The organism is Allosalinactinospora lopnorensis (assembly GCF_000981225.1).
Taxonomy (GTDB): domain Bacteria; phylum Actinomycetota; class Actinomycetes; order Streptosporangiales; family Streptosporangiaceae; genus Allosalinactinospora; species Allosalinactinospora lopnorensis.
The window spans coordinates 1-14,568 of the sequence record NZ_LAJC01000096.1; the positions used below are offsets into that span (position 1 = coordinate 1).

Below are 14,568 nucleotides of genomic sequence, written 5' to 3' on the forward strand. Positions count from 1 at the left end.
GCGGCGCGGCGACCGGGGCGCCGCGCCGCGGACGGCGCGGTTCGCGGCGCTGCTGCTGATCGCCGCGCTCTTCCTGCTGCCGATGTACGTGCTGCTCGTAACGAGCTTCAAGCCGTTCGCGGAGGCCACCGCGGCCAACGCGTGGCTGCTGCCGCGGAACTGGAGCCTTGAGGCGTGGACCGCCGCGTGGCGGGAACTCGCCCCGGGGTTGTGGAACAGCGTGCGGCTCGTGGTCCCCAGCGCGATCATCTCCGCGGTGCTGGGCTCGATGAACGGCTACGTGCTGGCCAAATGGCGGTTCCCCTACGCCGACCTGGTCTTCACGCTGTTCCTGTTCGGCATGTTCATCCCCTACCAGGCGGTGATGATCCCGCTGCAGCAGCTCCTGCTGACCGCGAACCTGATGGGCGGGCTGTTCCCGCTCATCCTGGCCCACGTCGTCTACGGGATCCCCATCTGCACGCTGATCTTCCGCAACTACTACGCCGGCATCCCGGACACCCTCATCGAGGCGGCCCGCGTCGACGGGTACGGGATGCTGCGCACCTACGGCGCCGTCGTCCTGCCGATCTCGGCGCCCGCGTTCGCCGTCACCCTGATCTGGCAGGTCACCCAGGCGTGGAATGATTTTCTGTTCGCCGTGTTCCTCACCGGACCGAACAGCTGGCCGGTCACGGTCCAGTTGAACAACGTGGCGGGCGCGATGACGGTTCCCTATAACCAGCAGATGGCCGCGGCGGTACTGGCGTCGCTGCCCACGATCGTCATCTACCTGGTGCTCGGCCGCTACTTCATGCGCGGCCTGATGGCCGGCGCGCTCAAGGGGTGACGCGCAAGGGACGACGTGCCCCGGCGCTGTAGAGCGCTGAGCTTGCATCGGGCCTTCCCGCGCGTGGGAAGGCCCGATGCAAGCTCGCCGTGGGGGTCAGTTCAGTGCGGGTCCGGCCGGGGGCGGGCCGGCGCGCGGGTGGACGGAGAGTCCGCGCTGTACGTCGGGGAGGCGCGGGGTGGATGCGCCCGTCAAGGCGGGGACGTGCCAGCGCAGTTCGGCGTAGCGGGTGGTGCCGTGGTCGTCGGCGAGGGCCTGCAGCAGACCGCGGCGGTAGCGGCGCAGCAGGTCCTCGGTCGGGGAGGGCAGCAGCCGGTGGGTTTCGCGCATTGCGCCCACGGCGATGGTGCCGATGCCGGCGCGGATGAAGCCCCCGATCCGCGCGTCCTGGGTGCGGTCGGGGTGGAGCCTCCGAGGGTGTGGGCGGCGAGTTCGTGCAGCAGCACCGCTTGGGCGCGGGGCTCCTCGGTGGCCCCGGCCCTGGTGAGGACCTGCCCGGCCCAGGAGCGTACGGGCCGCAGGCTGTCGGTGCGGGTGGGGAAGGCGCGTTGCTGGACGCGGGTCATCGCGCACCTCCCGCGCAGCCGGGGGCGGCCTCGGTGCCGGTCTGTCCCCGGGTAAGTGGACAAAAGGCCGGGACCCATGCCTGGGCAATGGGGCGGCGATATTCGCAGAACCGCACATAAGGCCGGACCCGGCCGGAACGGCGCCGACTACACTGGTCGCTTGTCATCGTCTCCTCCAAGACGGTGGCCGTGCTCCCGGACCGCGTACACGGTCGCGGGGGCTTTTCGTATTCCGGGGCCGGCTTCGTGCTACAGGGGTACGAATTCCAGTGAAGGTACTTCCCTGTGGAAAACCGGAACTCGGGTAGCAGTACGTACCGCTTCTGTATCAAAGTGGTTCGCATGACGAACCCCCACTGGAAGCGCTGGGGCGCCGAACTGCGGCGCCAGCGCAAACAAGCAGGTCATCCTCAGGTCACGATCGCCAAGGCGATCAATGTCGCCCGTCCCACCCTCGGCGCCTTCGAGCGCGGGACACGCACGCCGAGTCGGGACCACGCTGTAGCAGCCGACAAGGCGCTGTCAGCCGGCGGTGCTCTGGTTCACCTCTGGGACGAGATCAACGACATCAGGGAGATCCCCGAGGACTGGCGCAACTTCGAGAAAGTCGAGATGCAGGCGGTAACGATCCGCGAGTACCAGGTAGCCGTGGTTCCTGGGCTGCTGCAGACACCGGAGTACGCCGAATCGATCATCCCCAACACAGGCGCTTAGGGGAAGGAACAGGTGGAGCGTCTGGTTGCCGTGCGCACCGCTCGCCTGGAAAACCTCACGCACACGTCCTTGAGTTTCGTGCTCAACGAAGAGGCGCTGCGGCGGGGGCATGGCTCCTGGTCCATAACGCGTGCCCAGCTCGACTACGTGCGTGAGCTGGTCGACGAGCACCGGATACGGATGCAGGTAATCCCTCAGACGACGCTGTGCCATCCGAACCCCGGCGGATCCTTCCGGGTGATGACCTTACGAGACGGACGGACCCTCGGACACGAGGAATACCTTTCGGGGGTTAATGTCGTTTCTGGTCCGCAGGTGCACCAGCTTGTGGAGCTGTTCGGCAATTTGCAGGGCGAAGCACTGTCGCCCCAGGTGTCCGTCGGGCTCATCGACGCGATCCGGAAGGAACTGTGACCATGGAGAACTGGCGCAAATCCAGCTATAGCGGTGGTCAGAACCCCAACTGCGTCGAGTGCCGCGCCGACCGCGAGCGGGTGCTGGTCCGCGACACCCGGCACCGGGAGCACGGGCACCTGGCCTTCCCTTCGGCGGAGTGGCGCGCTTTCCTCGCGGAGCTTCGGCGCGACACGTTGTGAGCCCGACCCACGGGCGCACGCCGGACGGACCGCGGTGCGACGACTACGGCTGCCGGGGCCCCGGCCGGTCGCGCCAGGGCGGCAGCAGCCGCCACAGTCGGCCGGCGAGGACGAAGGCGGCGGCCGGGAGCAGCAGGATCCACGGACTGTACGAGAGCTCCACCGCGATCAACGAGTCGGCCTCGGCGGCGAGCGCCGCGACCTCCGTGCCGACCAGCCCGCCCTCCAGGTCGGTGCTCGCCGCTATGGCCCCGTCGGCCAGGCCGAAGCTGTAGGACATGACCAGGTACATATACGCCGCCAGGCTCACGGCGGCCCAGACGGCGCCGCGCGTGTAGTGGGGGAGGGGACGTCCTTCGGCCCTGATGCAGTCCTCGGCGAGGACGCGCGGGCGGCCGAGGTCGGCTACCGCGCCGGGTACGCCGATGTCGCGGGCCGCATCGCGGGTGTCGGTCCCCAACTCGCGGCGGATCTCCCTGCGGCGGCGCCGGGGCAGGTCCGCGATGTGGTAGTCCAGGCGGACCAGGAACCAGGAGAGCCGGAGCCGGTCGAGAGCGGTCATGGCGTCTTCTCCTCCGCGGTTCGGGGAGCGGTCGGTACGGGGGTGCTGACCAGGGCGGAGACAACAGCGGAGAGGCTGTGCCAGGCTCCCTCGGCCTGCCGCAGCGCCGTGTATCCCCGCTCCGTGAGGCGGTAGTACTTGCGTGCCGGGCCGCTGGCCGAGGCGAGCAGCCGGGAGGAGACCTGCCCGTCGCGCTCCAGGCGGGTCAGCGCCGGGTAGACCGTTCCGGTCGCGACACCTTCCAGGCCGTGCTCCCGGAGGCGCACGACGAGTTCGTAGCCGTAGGACTCCTGGGCGGCCAGCAGCCGGAGCAGCAGCAGGGGCAGGACTCCCTTGAGCAGTTGCGGGTCACGCCGGGCGGTGTCGTGTGGCGGCATCACTGACATTCTATATCGAGTATTCGGTTATGCAAACTAGTTGACTTGGTGGTTCCCGAAACCCGGTGTAATCGATGGGACCGTGCGATCGCTCAGCCGGTCACCGCGGCGGGATCCGCGCACCCCGTGCGGGGCGAGCCGTCCCGGTGCGCGTCAGGCGAGGCCGGCGTCGTGCGCGAGCAGGGCGATCTGGGTCCGGTTGTCGAGGTCGAGCTTGCAGAGGATGTGGGAGACGTGGGCCTTGACCGTGGCCACGCTCATGAAGAGCTCCGCGGCGATCTCGGCGTTGGTCCGCCCCCGGGCCACGGCGAGAACCACATCGTGCTCGCGAGGGCTGAGGGCGGCCAGTGCGTCCCGGGCCCGCTGGTGCGCGCCGGCCTGGACGGCCGCGCGGTCCATGAGCCGGCGGGTGATCCGGGGGGAGAGGACCGGCTCCCCGGCGGCGATCCGGCGGATCGCCTCGACGATCTGCGGGGGCGGGGTGTCTTTGAGCAGGAAGCCGCCGGCGCCGGCGCGCAGCGCGTGCAGGATGTTCTCGTCGGTGTCGAAGGTGGTCAGCACGATGATCTCGGGCGGGGGCCGCCGGCGCCGCAGCCCGCGGGTGGCGGTGATGCCGTCCACACGCGGCATCCGGAGGTCCATGAGCACGACATCGGGGGCGTGCGCGTCAGCGGCCGCGAGCACCTCGTCGCCGTCGGTGGCCTCGCCCGCCACGGTGATGCCGTGGACCCCGTCGAGCATCATGGACAGCCCGGCGCGAACGAGGGCGTCGTCGTCCACGATGAGTACGCGCAGCGAACGGCTCACGCCGGCCATGGTAGCCAGGCGTGCAGGCGGAACTCGCCGGCGGCCGCCTCATGGTCGAGCCGCCCACCGGCGAGGTGCACCCGTTCGGTCAACCCGACCAGTCCGATGCCCGTGCCGGGGATGACCGGTGAGGCGGCCCCGCCCTCCGGCAGCGGGTTGCGGATATCGATCACGAGCCGGTCACCGGGCCGGCCCTCCAGCACCACCTCCACCGGCCGGCCCGCTGCGTGCTTCCGGGCGTTGGTCAGGCCCTCCTGCACGACACGGTAAGCGGTCCGGCCGGCGGCGGCGGGCAAGGCGGCCGGATCGATCACCTCGTCGCGCAACCGCACCCGCACACCGGCGTCGCGGGACTCGTCGACCAGTCGGGGAAGGTCGGCCAGTACGGGCTGCGGCCCCCCGTCGGGACCCTCTTCCGTGGCCCCGTCGCGCAGCAGGCTGATCACCTCGCGGAGTTCGTCGAGAGCCTGGTGCACTCCGGCGCGGACCACGCCGGCGGCGCGGGAGAGCCGCTCAGGCGGAGAGTCCGGGCGGTACTCCAGCGCCCCCGCGTATGCGGCCAGCAGGGACAGTCGGTGAGCCAGCACGTCGTGCATCTCCCGGGCGATCCGGGTCCGTTCGAGTATCCGGGCTTCGGCCACCCGCCGGCCCTGCTCGGCCTCGGCGTGGCGGGCGCGTTCCCGCAGCGAGATGACGAGCGCGCGCTGCGTCCGGGCCAGTGAACCCCAGCCGACCAGCGCGCCGTACCCGATGGCGATCAGGAGCAGCCACCAGCCGAAGGAGATCCCGCCGTTCGGCTGCCACATGCCCCGCACCGCGTGCGCCGCGATCCCCGCTGCGGCCACCGGAACCGCGACCGGAAGACCGCGCCGGTGGGCGACCTGGAGTGCGCCCAGCGTGGCCGGCGGGGTGGCCGCCGGCGACAGCGCCGCCAGCACGGTGAACCCCAGCGTGCCGGTGACCGGCCGCCACAGCAGGACGGGCGACAGGAGGCACCCCAGCACCCCGACCGCGATGTCGAGAACCGGCAGTCCTTCCGCCGGGGGCGCGGCGACCCGGGGCCAGACCGTCAGCGCGATCAGAACCCCCGTCCCGATGACCACGCCGGCCGTAGCGGCGGGTCCGGGTGCGCGCCGGCGTTCGGCCTCCGCGCCGGAATAGGTCTCGCCGTTCACCGGCCAAGAGTAGCCGCGGGGGCCGCCGCACCGACACCTACCAAAGTCGGTGCCCGGCCCTACCGCGGTCGGGGACGCCACCGCCGTGCGCCCGATGCGGCGACCGCACCGTGGCGGCGACGCTGGGGCGTGAACCAGCCGGGACCGGCCGCCATCGACCTGCGGGCGCGGGCCCCGTCCGCTATCGAGAGGAAGATCGCGTGTCCAGTGAAACCACTTCCCCCCGTGCCGTATCAGGGCCCGCGGGCCGAATCGCCGTCCGACGGGCAGCGGCGGTGGCCGGCGGGGTGGCCGCGGCCCTCGCCCTCTGGGCGCTGGCCGGTCCGGTGGCCGGAGTCGCCCCGACCGTCCGGCTCGACGGAGCGGTTCGGCCCGTCGGGCCGGGCGCGGTCGCCGCGGCGAGTCTGCTCGCCGGGCTGGCGGGCTGGGCGCTGCTCGCACTGCTGGAACGAGTCCTGAAGCGGCCGGGGCGGACCTGGACGGTCATCGCGGTCGCGGTGCTCGTGCTGTCGCTGCCCGGGCCGATCACTGATGCCGCCGACATCGCGAGTGCGGCGATCCTGACCGGCATGCACCTGATCGTCGCCGCGGTGCTCATCCCCGGCCTGGGGGGTTCGGGGCGCGGCGAGTGACCGTGTCCCCGGCCGTTCCCGGCACGCACCCCATCGCAATCGGTACACAAAGCACATCGGAGCGTCCCATGCCCATCGGTTATCCGGTGACCGTGCTCCTCGTCGCGGGGTGCGCGTTCTTCGCCCTGGCGCCGCTACGCGGGCCGCGGCCCCTTGACGTCGTGAGCTTCCGTTTCGGTCTCCTGCTCAACGAGCGGCCGTTCGTCGCCTTCTACTGGCTCCTCGCCTCGACGCTGCTGGTCCTCGGTCAGGGCGATCTCGACTCATCAGGCGGGTGGACGGGATTCGGGGTGGCCGCCCTGACGACGCTCGGGCTCGGGGCTGTCGCCCGGCGGGGGTGCGGGCGAGGCCGGCGGTCGAACACGCATTGGACGAGGGCCTGGGGCGGGGTGGCGCACCGCCGCGTGTGCGCCGAAGCGTGCCGTCGCTGCGAGCAGGCCTGCCGCGACATGATCGCAACGCTGCGACCGCACGCTGACCCCGCCCGCCGCAGGGGGAGGAGCGGCTACTTCCGATCCCCGACGCGTGGGCTCCTGAGTTCGCCCGCGCGGCGGCAGTGGCCAACGGCGTCCTTCCGTTGGGACCGCCTCCTCTGAGGAGACCGGTGCTTATAGTGCGGGCCCGGCTTCCCGTCCTGTCGGCGAGCGGGTCCTCGGCCCTTCGCACGCCGGAAACCGGGACGAGAGCGGCCGGGTTCGCTCAACCCCGGTCCGGGGGCCGCCGGAATTCCCGAAGCAGCAGCCCCACCCAGAAAGCCAGCAGCAGGAGGCCCAGGACGGCGAAGATCCCGCCCTGGATGAGCGTGCCCACGTCGGTGCCCGGTCGCCAGTAGGGTCCGGTGGTTTGGGACTGGGCGTCCGCGACCCGGGCGCCACGCGGCTCGGTCACGGCGTAAAGCCCGTACGCCACGACCAGGGCGCCCGGAGAACACCCCAGGAGCACCGTCAATCGGCGCCAGCCGGCGATCGCCGTGCCCGCAGCGGCGACCATCATTCCGATGAAGGCGATCATCCAGGGCTCCCAGGGGTTCGGCGTCGCCGTCACGGTGTGTTCTTCGCCGTTGATCGGACCGAACGGGATCGCCGTGCCCATGGCGATGACAGGCAGGCCGAGCAGCCAACGCCACCAGGAGGTTCGTACGCGCGCCTTCCACCGGTCGGCTCGCCCGGACGCGGAATCCGAGGCCGCGGAGCGTGCCGTTTTTCCACGCTTGTCGGTCATCGTGCCGAACCGTAAGCCGCACGGCGCGCGAACCGCAACACAGGGAGCCGTCGCACGCGTTCCCAACCCCGCGGGACACGGCAGCTACCCCGGCCCCGTCCTGACGGCGCTCGGGCCCGGGGTCGTCGCCCGGCGGGGGCTGCGGGCGAGCCCGGCGGTCGAGCACGCCTTGAACGAGGGCCTCGGCACAAGGTGGCGCAACGCCGTCGACGCGGGAAGACCGCCCGGCCGCGCCGCCGTCCGCTGACACCCCGGAACGGGGGCGGTCCCAGTGAGCCGGTGCTCGCTGGGACCGCCCCCGATTGTCGGGCCCGACGCGGCGGTCGCCTCTCGGCGCGTGGCACAACGTGGCTCCGCGGCCGCCCGACCACCCCTGCGGGGAGGCTGGGCGCGGTATTCCACGAAGGCGATATGTGGAGCCCGGGGACACTTGCTACCGCGTCGACCCACCTCCTGGAACCACTCACCGGGGCCGGACATTCCCGAAGCCGGCACCGACTGTGCGAGTGAACGGCCACTGCGAAGCCCGCGCCACCTCGGTGGAAACCCGCGGGGAAACCCTGCCGCGGCCTGGCAGGGTTCGCTGCGATCGTGATCGGCATGAGTAGAGATCTCACTGGCACAGTGGCGTTGGTGGCCGGGGGAACCCGGGGAGCGAGCAGGGCCATCGCGGTCGAGCTCGGCCGCAGTGGAGCGACCGTGTACGTCACGGGACGCACATCAGGGACGCACCGCTCCGAGGTGGACCGCCCCGAGACGATCGAGCAGACCGCGGAACTGGTCACCGAGGCGGGCGGCACGGGCGTGGCCGTGCGGGTCGACCACCTCGCCCCCGACCAGGTGCGCGGGCTGGCCGAACGCGTCGACTCCGAGCAGGGGCGGATCGACGTGCTGGTCGACGGGGTCTGGGGCGGCGACGGCCACCTCGGATGGGGAAAACCCGTGTGGGAGCACTCGCTGGAGGCGAGCCTGCGCATGGTCCGGCTCGGCATCGACGCCCACATCATCACCGCCCACCACCTGCTACCTCTGGTGATCCGCGGCCCCGGCGGCCTGGTGGTGGAGATGACCGACGGCACCGCCGAGTACAACGCGGCGTTCCGCAAGGGGACGTCGCTGGCGTTCTACGTCGCCAAGGCAGCCGCCCACCACCTCGCCCTCGCTCTCGCCGAGGAGACGCGGGAGCATCGGTGCACCGCGGTGGCGATGACGCCGGGCTGGCTGCGTTCGGAGGCCATGCTGGACGTCTTCGGCGTCACCGAGGACAACTGGCGGGACGCGCTGGCCGAGCAGCCGCACTTCGCGATCTCGGAGTCCCCGGCCTTCACCGGGCGCGCGGTCGCGGCCCTGGCCGCCGACCCGGAGAGGGCCCGCTTCTCGGGGCAGACGCTGAACAGCGGGCAGCTCGCCGAAATCTACGGTTTCACCGACCTCGACGGCAGCCGGCCGGACGGGTGGCGCTACGTCACGGAGGTGCAGGACGCCGGCAGACCGGCGGACACCACCGGCTACCGGTGACGCTCGGCCATCCGCCGTGTGGCCTCGGCGAACGCGGCCCGCACGGCGGGCGGCCCGACGATCTCGACCTCGGTGCCGAGCCCGAGCAGCTGGCCGGCCGCGATCTCGGGCTCCTCCAGGGCCAGCTCGACCTCCCGCCGGCCGTCGGGGCCCGGCGGGCTCGCCTCGTCCAGCGCCGCCACCGCGAGGTCGGTGTCGATGACCGAAGGCAGGAGGCGGACCCCGGCGGGACTCAGCCGGGCCCGCACCCGGACGCGCTGCAGCGACTTCTCGAACTGCGCCGAGGAGTGCCGCCACCAGCCGGCGAGGTCGAATCCGGCCGGCCGCTCGAAGTGCCCGTCGAGCTCCTCGGTGCCCGCGATGCGGCTGACACGGTAGGTGCGGACACCGCCTTCCGCGCGCGCCACCAGGTACCAGACCCCCGCCTTGAGCACCAGCCCGAGCGGGTCCAGCTCCCGCTCGACGGTGCGGTCGCTGCGGCGGTAGCCGACCCGGACGCGCCGCTGCTCCCACACCGCGCGGGCGACGGCGGCCAGGTGCTCGGTGTCGTCCGCCCGGCGGAACCATCCCGGAGCGTCCAGGTGGAACCGCTGGGCGATGTGCTGCGCCTGCTCGCGCAGCGGCGCCGGCAGGGTGGCGGAGACCTTGGCGTGCGCCGCGGACACAGCGGTGCCCAGCCCGAGTTCGGTGAGAGCGCGCGGGGCGCCCATAGCGAAGAGCGCGACGGCCTCGCGCGAGGTAAGCCCGTCGAGCCTGGTGCGCCAGCCGTCGACGAGGCGGATGCCGCCGTGGCGCCCCTGCTCCGTCCACACCGGGACCCCGAGATCCTGCAGCGCCGCGATGTCGCGGTGCATGGTCCGCTCGGAGACCCCGAGCGCCTTCGCCAGCTCGGGAATGGTCGCACTGCGCCGGCTCTGCAGGGTGAACACCAGCGCCACCAGCCGTTCCGCTCGCATACCGCCAGACTATGGCGTGCGGGGCGCCCGGGCGCCCCGGCCGCCGAGGACGGCGCTGTTTCGGGCGTCGGACACGGCGTTCACCCGCCGTCCGCACCGTCTCGGCGGCGTCGCGGAGGGGTGCCTTCGGGGTAGCCTCGGCCGGGACATCGCGGCATGTGAGTGCCGTTGTGCGATACCAACCGGAATGGCAGGGTGGTGCCGCCGCTATGAAGATCGAGATCTGGTCGGACATCGTGTGCCCGTGGTGCGCGATCGGCAAGGCGGAGCTCGACACCGCGCTCACCGAGTTCGAGCACGCCGGCGAGGTCGAGCTCGTGTGGCGCAGCTTCGAGCTCGACCCCGAGGCGCCGCCGGTGCGCGACGTCGACTACGGCGGCATGCTGGCCGGCAAGTACGGCACCACCGCGGACGGCGGGCGCGCGATGATCGAGCGTATGACCCGCACGGCCGCCGAGGTCGGGCTGGAGTTCGACCTCGGGCGCGCGCGTCCGGGCAACTCCTTCGACGCGCACCGGCTCGTCCACCTCGCCGCCGACCGCGGCCTGCAGACCCGGGTCAAGGAGCGCTTCCTGCGGGGGTATCTGTCCAAGGGCGAGGCGATCGGCGAACACGAGGCCCTGGAACGGCTCGCTGTGGAGGCGGGGCTCGGCCGGGACGAGGTCCGCGAGATCCTGGGCTCCGATTCCTACGCCGCGGCGGTGCGCGCCGACGAGAACGAAGCCCTCCAACTGGGCCTGACCGGTGTGCCGCTGTTCCTCATCGACCGGCGTTTCGCGATCAACGGGGCCCATCCGGCCGTGGCGGTGCTGGAGACGCTGCGCCGCGTGTGGCAGGAGACCCGCGGCCCGGTCACGGTCGCCGGCGACGGCCGGGCGTGCGGGCCGGACGGGTGCGCCGACTGAGACGCCCCCGAGTCCCGTCCCGGCTTCTCCGCGCGGACACGGCGGGCGCACGCCGGGCCGGGGCCGCCGCGCTCAGCCGGTCAGGCCGGACTGGTAGGCGAACACGACGAGCTGGGCGCGGTCGCGGGCGCCGAGCTTGGTCATCGCCCGGCTGACGTGCGTCCGCGCCGTCGCGGGGCTGATGTAGAGGCGTTCGGCGATCTCGTCGTTGGTCAGCCCCTCCCCGACGAGGCCGACGATCTCCCGTTCCCGGTCGGTGAGGGTGCCGAGCTGTGGGTGCGGGCGGGTCTGCCGCGCGGGGCGCGAGGCGAACTCCTTGACCAGCGTGCGCGTCACCGTGGGTGAGAGCAGCGCGCCCCCGTCGGCGACGAGGCGGACGGCCTGCAGCAGCTCCGTCGGCGAGGTGTCCTTGAGGAGGAAGCCGCTCGCGCCGTGGCGGAGCGCGTCGAACACGTACTCGTCGTACTCGAACGTGGTCAGGACGATGATCCTGGTGCCGGCGAGCTCGGGGTCCGCGGTGATGCGCCGGGTGGCCTCCAGGCCGTCGATCCCGGGCATCCGGATATCCATCAGCACCACGTCCGGGTGTTTCTCCCGCACGGCGGCGACGGCGGCGAGCCCTTCCGCCGCCTCCCCGGCGAACTCCAGGCCGTCCTCGTTCTCGATCAGGCCCGCAGGCCGACACGGACGAGTTCCTGGTCGTCGACGATCAGGACTGAGATCATTCGTGGCCACCGATGGGTATGGTCGCGCGGACCTCGAAACGGCCGTCCGCCGTGGGGCCCGCTGAGAATTCGCCGCCGAGCGAGGCAACCCGCTGCCGCATGCCCGGCAGGCCCAGTCCGCCGCCTCCGCCGGGCGCGGCACCGGGAGCCGGGTTGGAGACCTCGATCACCACCGCGTCGGCATCGTATCCGACCCGGACGGCGGCGGCCTTGGTCTCGCTGTGCCGCAGCACGTTGGTCAGCGACTCCTGCACCACCCGGTAGGCCGCGAAGTCGGCGGCGGCCGGCAGGTCGCGCGGGGAGCCGGTGATGCGCAGATCGACCTGGCCCCCGGCCTCGGCCATGCGGTCCCGGAGGTCGCCGAGGCGGCGCAGCCCGGCCTCCGGCGGCCGCGCGGGATCGGGCTCGGCACCGCGCACCACGGCCAGCGTCGCGCGCACCTCCTCCAGTGCCTCGGTGCTGGTGCGGCTGATCGCGATCAGCGCCTGCTCCGCCTGCTCCGGTTTCTTCGCCATCAGGTGCAGCGCGACGTCCGCCTGCATCTTGATCGCCGCGAGCCCGTGCCCGACGACGTCGTGCACCTCCTGGGCGATGCGCAGCCGCTCGTCGTACACGCGCCGGCGCACTCCCTCCTCCCGCTCGCGCGCGGCCGCCTCCCGGGTGATCCGTACCGTGGTGCCCAGCGCGAACGGCACGACCACCCACGCCGAGGCCGGAACGATCCCCAGGATGCCGGGAAGCGACGCCGGGTGGACGAACGCGTGGGGAAGCAGGAGCAGGAACGCGGCCCCCGACGCCGGAACGGCCGTCGCCGGCGGCCGGTGGCGGGCGACCGTGTAGACGGCGACGAAGAACGGGAAGAAGACCGGCCCGTACGGGTAGGCGAGGAAGAGGTAGGTCGAGGTCGCGGCGGCCGCCACCGCGAGCGTGGCCAGCGGCCACCGGCGCCGCACGGCCACCACCAGTGAGGCGGCCAGCACCAACCCGAACGCCCACACGTCCACCGGGCGGTCGGCGCCGTTCATCGCGTCCGTCGCCGCGGTGCCGAACACCCCGGCCACCGCGAGCACGACCGCAATGGGAATATCGGCGAGCCACGACCGCGATTCCACCACTGGCACCCCCTCAGGTGATATCCCGGCTGCGCAGTAGCCAACCACCGGCGACACAGAACGCCAGCAGGTAGGCCGCCATCACGATCGCGGCATGTCCGGAGGACACGATCGGATCGACACCCGGCGCGTCCGCGGCGCCCAGCGCGGCGGCCATCGCTCCCGCGTTCGGGCCGGGCAGTATCTTCTGCGCCTCGGCGATCCAGTCGATCAGCGGCGCCGCGATGGAGGCCAGCAGGTTCTGCGCCGCGAGCAGCCACACCAGACCGAGCCCGATCGGCAGGGCGACCGCGCGCAGCGCGATCGCCAGGGCCACGCCCAGCGCCGCCCACATCAGGGCGATGAGCCAGGCCCCGCCGACGCCCAGCGCGAGATCGGCCGGACCCGGCCAGTCCAGGGGTGCGTCCTCCACCGCGGCGACCGCGGCACTGGCGACCGCGGCCGCGGCGAGCAGCGTGAGCACCCCGGCCAGGGTGCCCGCGGCCGCGGTGACCAGCTTGGCGGCGTAGACGGTCAGCCGGGCGGGCCGCTGCGCCAGCACGGTCTTCCAGGTCTGCCACCCGTACTCGCTCCCGGCCACCAGCACGCCGAAGATGAGCGCGAGGGCGCCGGCGAACACCGGCAGCCCGCCCACGGCGCTGCCGACGAACGACTCCGGAAGCATGGCCGCGAGTCCGCGGTCGCTGCCCGGCGCGCCCGATGCCGTTCCAGTGTATCCGGTGTAGGGGATCAGGTAGCCGAAGGTCAGCGACAGCGAGACCGCCACGGCCAGCAGCAGCCAGACAGCGGGCCGACGGACCTGTTTGACGAGTTCGGCGCGGATGTTAGTCACCATGGGTGCCGCCTCCTGTGAGTTCGAGGAAGGTGCGTTCGAGGTCGGGCTCCTGCCAGCGCAGCTCGCTGACCGACACCCCGGAGCCGACGAGTTCGGCGTTGATGCGCGCCGCCCGGTCCGCGCCGATCTCGACATTGAGGCCGCCGCTGTCCCCGCGGACGCGCCCGGCGCCCAGGACCGACTCCAGGTGCGCCCGTGCCCGCTCCAGCGGGTCGGCGACGACGCGGAGGGTTCCGCCGGAGCGCAGGTCGGCGACCGCGGTCTCTGTGACGAGCCGCCCCCGGTGGAGCACGCCGACCCGGTCGCAGATCTGCCCCACCTCGGTGAGCAGGTGGCTCGACAGCAGGACGGTGCACCCGTTGGAGGCCAGCCGCCGGATCGAGACCCGCATGTCGGCCATCCCGGCCGGGTCCAGCCCATTGGTGGGCTCGTCGAGGATGAGCAGTTCGGGATCCTTCAGCAGCGCCGCGGCCAGGCCGAGCCGCTGCTTCATCCCCAGCGAGTAGGTCGCGTAGCGTCCCGCGCCCGGTCGGTCAGGTCGACCGTGTCCAGCACGCCGTCCACCCGGGCCCGGCGGACACCGGCGTGGTCGGCGAGAACCCGGAGGTTGTCGCGGCCGGACAGGTACGGGTAGAAGGCGGGCCCCTCGATCAGGCGCCGACCCGTTGCAGGTGCCGGGGCCCGGGCGCCGAGCCGAGGACGCGGATGCCGCCCGATGTCGGCCGGATCAGGCCCAGGAGCATTCTGATGGTGGTGCTCTTTCCCGCACCGTTGGGGCCGAGGAACCCGTAGACCTCTCCGGAGTGGACGCAGAGATCCAGGTCCTCGATCGCCACGGTGCGGCCGTAGCGCTTGGTCAGCGCGGTGGTCTCGATCGGATTGCCCATGACACCCAGATTCGGTCCGCGGGTCCTTCCGCACGTCCATCGAGAAGCGGATTTCCGGCTGCGCCGTGTGACGTAGTCCGGGCGCGGGAGCCGGTGTCCCGCACCGCCCGGCGGCCCGCGGCGGTCAGGGCCGCGCACGCACGGGCGCGCG

General features: G+C 72.3%; 18 protein-coding genes and 2 pseudogenes. 8 read left to right on the plus strand and 12 right to left on the minus strand.

The genetic code is table 11. From position 1 onward, the window contains the following. Positions 1-82: 82 nt before the first annotated feature. Entirely contained in the window at positions 83-829 is a 747-nt protein-coding gene (locus tag VS93_RS23840) for a carbohydrate ABC transporter permease (protein WP_082127155.1), read from the plus strand. 96 nt (positions 830-925) lie between these two features. Here the strand turns inward: VS93_RS23840 and VS93_RS23845 are convergent, their stop codons facing one another. Continuing rightward, on the minus strand, positions 926-1,159 hold the full coding sequence (locus VS93_RS23845) for a hypothetical protein (RefSeq protein ID WP_046472112.1): 234 nt from the start codon (positions 1,157-1,159) through the stop codon (positions 926-928). 578 nt (positions 1,160-1,737) lie between these two features. Here VS93_RS23845 and VS93_RS32130 point away from each other — a divergent pair. Together VS93_RS32130 and VS93_RS23860 are read left to right on the plus strand one after the other, a co-directional pair. Next, a pseudogene (locus tag VS93_RS32130) lies at positions 1,738-2,523 on the plus strand (helix-turn-helix domain-containing protein). Positions 2,524-2,525: 2 nt separating this feature from the next. After that, positions 2,526-2,705, plus strand: coding sequence for a DUF397 domain-containing protein (locus VS93_RS23860; protein ID WP_046472114.1), 180 nt, complete (start codon positions 2,526-2,528; stop codon positions 2,703-2,705). Positions 2,706-2,748: 43 nt separating this feature from the next. Here VS93_RS23860 and VS93_RS23865 read toward each other — a convergent pair whose 3' ends face one another. The 4 genes from VS93_RS23865 to VS93_RS23880 form a co-directional block, all read right to left on the minus strand. Then, the gene (locus VS93_RS23865) at positions 2,749-3,267 is read right to left on the minus strand and encodes a hypothetical protein (RefSeq protein WP_046472115.1); all 519 of its coding nucleotides are present in this window, start codon (positions 3,265-3,267) and stop codon (positions 2,749-2,751) included. Then, positions 3,264-3,644: a PadR family transcriptional regulator gene (locus VS93_RS23870; protein ID WP_046472116.1), complete on the minus strand. Its 381-nt coding sequence runs from the start codon at positions 3,642-3,644 to the stop codon at positions 3,264-3,266. The genes VS93_RS23865 and VS93_RS23870 overlap by 4 nt, the downstream gene beginning before the upstream one ends. A 153-nt stretch (positions 3,645-3,797) precedes the next feature. Then, positions 3,798-4,460: a response regulator gene (locus VS93_RS23875; RefSeq protein ID WP_046472117.1), complete on the minus strand. Its 663-nt coding sequence runs from the start codon at positions 4,458-4,460 to the stop codon at positions 3,798-3,800. Continuing rightward, positions 4,448-5,626: a sensor histidine kinase gene (locus VS93_RS23880; RefSeq protein WP_046472118.1), complete on the minus strand. Its 1,179-nt coding sequence runs from the start codon at positions 5,624-5,626 to the stop codon at positions 4,448-4,450. The genes VS93_RS23875 and VS93_RS23880 overlap by 13 nt, the downstream gene beginning before the upstream one ends. A 200-nt stretch (positions 5,627-5,826) precedes the next feature. Between VS93_RS23880 and VS93_RS23885 the strand changes: the two genes are divergently transcribed. Further along, the gene (locus VS93_RS23885; RefSeq protein ID WP_236700705.1) at positions 5,827-6,258 is read left to right on the plus strand and encodes a DUF6069 family protein; all 432 of its coding nucleotides are present in this window, start codon (positions 5,827-5,829) and stop codon (positions 6,256-6,258) included. Positions 6,259-6,326: 68 nt separating this feature from the next. After that, positions 6,327-6,854: a four-helix bundle copper-binding protein gene (locus tag VS93_RS23890; RefSeq protein ID WP_046472119.1), complete on the plus strand. Its 528-nt coding sequence runs from the start codon at positions 6,327-6,329 to the stop codon at positions 6,852-6,854. Positions 6,855-6,957: 103 nt separating this feature from the next. Here the strand turns inward: VS93_RS23890 and VS93_RS23895 are convergent, their stop codons facing one another. Beyond that, positions 6,958-7,479 (minus strand): hypothetical protein, encoded by a 522-nt coding sequence (locus VS93_RS23895; RefSeq protein ID WP_046472120.1) that lies wholly within the window; start codon positions 7,477-7,479, stop codon positions 6,958-6,960. 1 nt (position 7,480) lies between these two features. Between VS93_RS23895 and VS93_RS23900 the strand changes: the two genes are divergently transcribed. Together VS93_RS23900 and VS93_RS23905 are read left to right on the plus strand one after the other, a co-directional pair. Then, complete coding sequence (locus tag VS93_RS23900; RefSeq protein WP_046472121.1) at positions 7,481-7,726, plus strand: hypothetical protein; 246 nt, start codon at positions 7,481-7,483, stop codon at positions 7,724-7,726. A gap of 353 nt (positions 7,727-8,079) precedes the next feature. Further along, positions 8,080-8,997 (plus strand): SDR family oxidoreductase, encoded by a 918-nt coding sequence (locus tag VS93_RS23905; RefSeq protein ID WP_046472128.1) that lies wholly within the window; start codon positions 8,080-8,082, stop codon positions 8,995-8,997. On the opposite strand, the gene VS93_RS23910 is transcribed toward VS93_RS23905, so the two are convergent. Next, positions 8,988-9,953 (minus strand): helix-turn-helix transcriptional regulator, encoded by a 966-nt coding sequence (locus VS93_RS23910; RefSeq protein WP_046472122.1) that lies wholly within the window; start codon positions 9,951-9,953, stop codon positions 8,988-8,990. The two genes, VS93_RS23905 and VS93_RS23910, sit on opposite strands and share 10 nt — an antisense overlap. Before the next feature lie 209 nt (positions 9,954-10,162). Between VS93_RS23910 and VS93_RS23915 the strand changes: the two genes are divergently transcribed. Then, positions 10,163-10,858 carry a DsbA family oxidoreductase gene (locus tag VS93_RS23915; protein WP_046472123.1) on the plus strand — a complete coding sequence of 232 codons (696 nt, stop codon included), beginning with the start codon at positions 10,163-10,165 and terminating at the stop codon, positions 10,856-10,858. 72 nt (positions 10,859-10,930) lie between these two features. On the opposite strand, the pseudogene VS93_RS23920 reads toward VS93_RS23915, so the two are convergent. The 5 genes and pseudogenes from VS93_RS23920 to VS93_RS30145 form a co-directional block, all read right to left on the minus strand. Next, positions 10,931-11,583: pseudogene (locus tag VS93_RS23920) on the minus strand (response regulator). Next, on the minus strand, positions 11,580-12,695 hold the full coding sequence (locus VS93_RS23925) for a sensor histidine kinase (RefSeq protein WP_052745960.1): 1,116 nt from the start codon (positions 12,693-12,695) through the stop codon (positions 11,580-11,582). The pseudogene VS93_RS23920 and the gene VS93_RS23925 overlap by 4 nt, the downstream one beginning before the upstream one ends. A 13-nt stretch (positions 12,696-12,708) precedes the next feature. Continuing rightward, on the minus strand, positions 12,709-13,530 hold the full coding sequence (locus VS93_RS23930) for an ABC transporter permease (RefSeq protein WP_046472125.1): 822 nt from the start codon (positions 13,528-13,530) through the stop codon (positions 12,709-12,711). Further along, positions 13,520-14,023, minus strand: a complete 504-nt coding sequence (locus VS93_RS30140) for an AAA family ATPase (protein WP_156184997.1) — start codon at positions 14,021-14,023, stop codon at positions 13,520-13,522. The genes VS93_RS23930 and VS93_RS30140 overlap by 11 nt, the downstream gene beginning before the upstream one ends. A gap of 157 nt (positions 14,024-14,180) precedes the next feature. Then, positions 14,181-14,417: an ATP-binding cassette domain-containing protein gene (locus VS93_RS30145; RefSeq protein ID WP_173434362.1), complete on the minus strand. Its 237-nt coding sequence runs from the start codon at positions 14,415-14,417 to the stop codon at positions 14,181-14,183. Between the last annotated feature and the right edge of the window lie 151 nt (positions 14,418-14,568).

Bases quoted from the DNA above. Each gene is read 5' to 3' on its own strand.
- VS93_RS23840 (WP_082127155.1), top strand. From the start codon at position 83: ATGTACGTGCTGCTCGTAACGAGCTTCAAGCCGTTCGCGGAGGCCACC.
- VS93_RS23845 (WP_046472112.1), bottom strand. From the start codon at position 1,159: ATGCGCGAAACCCACCGGCTGCTGCCCTCCCCGACCGAGGACCTGCTG.
- VS93_RS23860 (WP_046472114.1), top strand. From the start codon at position 2,526: ATGGAGAACTGGCGCAAATCCAGCTATAGCGGTGGTCAGAACCCCAAC.
- VS93_RS23865 (WP_046472115.1), bottom strand. From the start codon at position 3,267: ATGACCGCTCTCGACCGGCTCCGGCTCTCCTGGTTCCTGGTCCGCCTG.
- VS93_RS23870 (WP_046472116.1), bottom strand. From the start codon at position 3,644: ATGCCGCCACACGACACCGCCCGGCGTGACCCGCAACTGCTCAAGGGA.
- VS93_RS23875 (WP_046472117.1), bottom strand. From the start codon at position 4,460: ATGGCCGGCGTGAGCCGTTCGCTGCGCGTACTCATCGTGGACGACGAC.
- VS93_RS23890 (WP_046472119.1), top strand. From the start codon at position 6,327: ATGCCCATCGGTTATCCGGTGACCGTGCTCCTCGTCGCGGGGTGCGCG.
- VS93_RS23895 (WP_046472120.1), bottom strand. From the start codon at position 7,479: ATGACCGACAAGCGTGGAAAAACGGCACGCTCCGCGGCCTCGGATTCC.
- VS93_RS23905 (WP_046472128.1), top strand. From the start codon at position 8,080: ATGAGTAGAGATCTCACTGGCACAGTGGCGTTGGTGGCCGGGGGAACC.
- VS93_RS23910 (WP_046472122.1), bottom strand. From the start codon at position 9,953: ATGCGAGCGGAACGGCTGGTGGCGCTGGTGTTCACCCTGCAGAGCCGG.
- VS93_RS23915 (WP_046472123.1), top strand. From the start codon at position 10,163: ATGAAGATCGAGATCTGGTCGGACATCGTGTGCCCGTGGTGCGCGATC.
- VS93_RS23930 (WP_046472125.1), bottom strand. From the start codon at position 13,530: ATGGTGACTAACATCCGCGCCGAACTCGTCAAACAGGTCCGTCGGCCC.
- VS93_RS30140 (WP_156184997.1), bottom strand. From the start codon at position 14,023: ATGAAGCAGCGGCTCGGCCTGGCCGCGGCGCTGCTGAAGGATCCCGAA.
- VS93_RS30145 (WP_173434362.1), bottom strand. From the start codon at position 14,417: ATGGGCAATCCGATCGAGACCACCGCGCTGACCAAGCGCTACGGCCGC.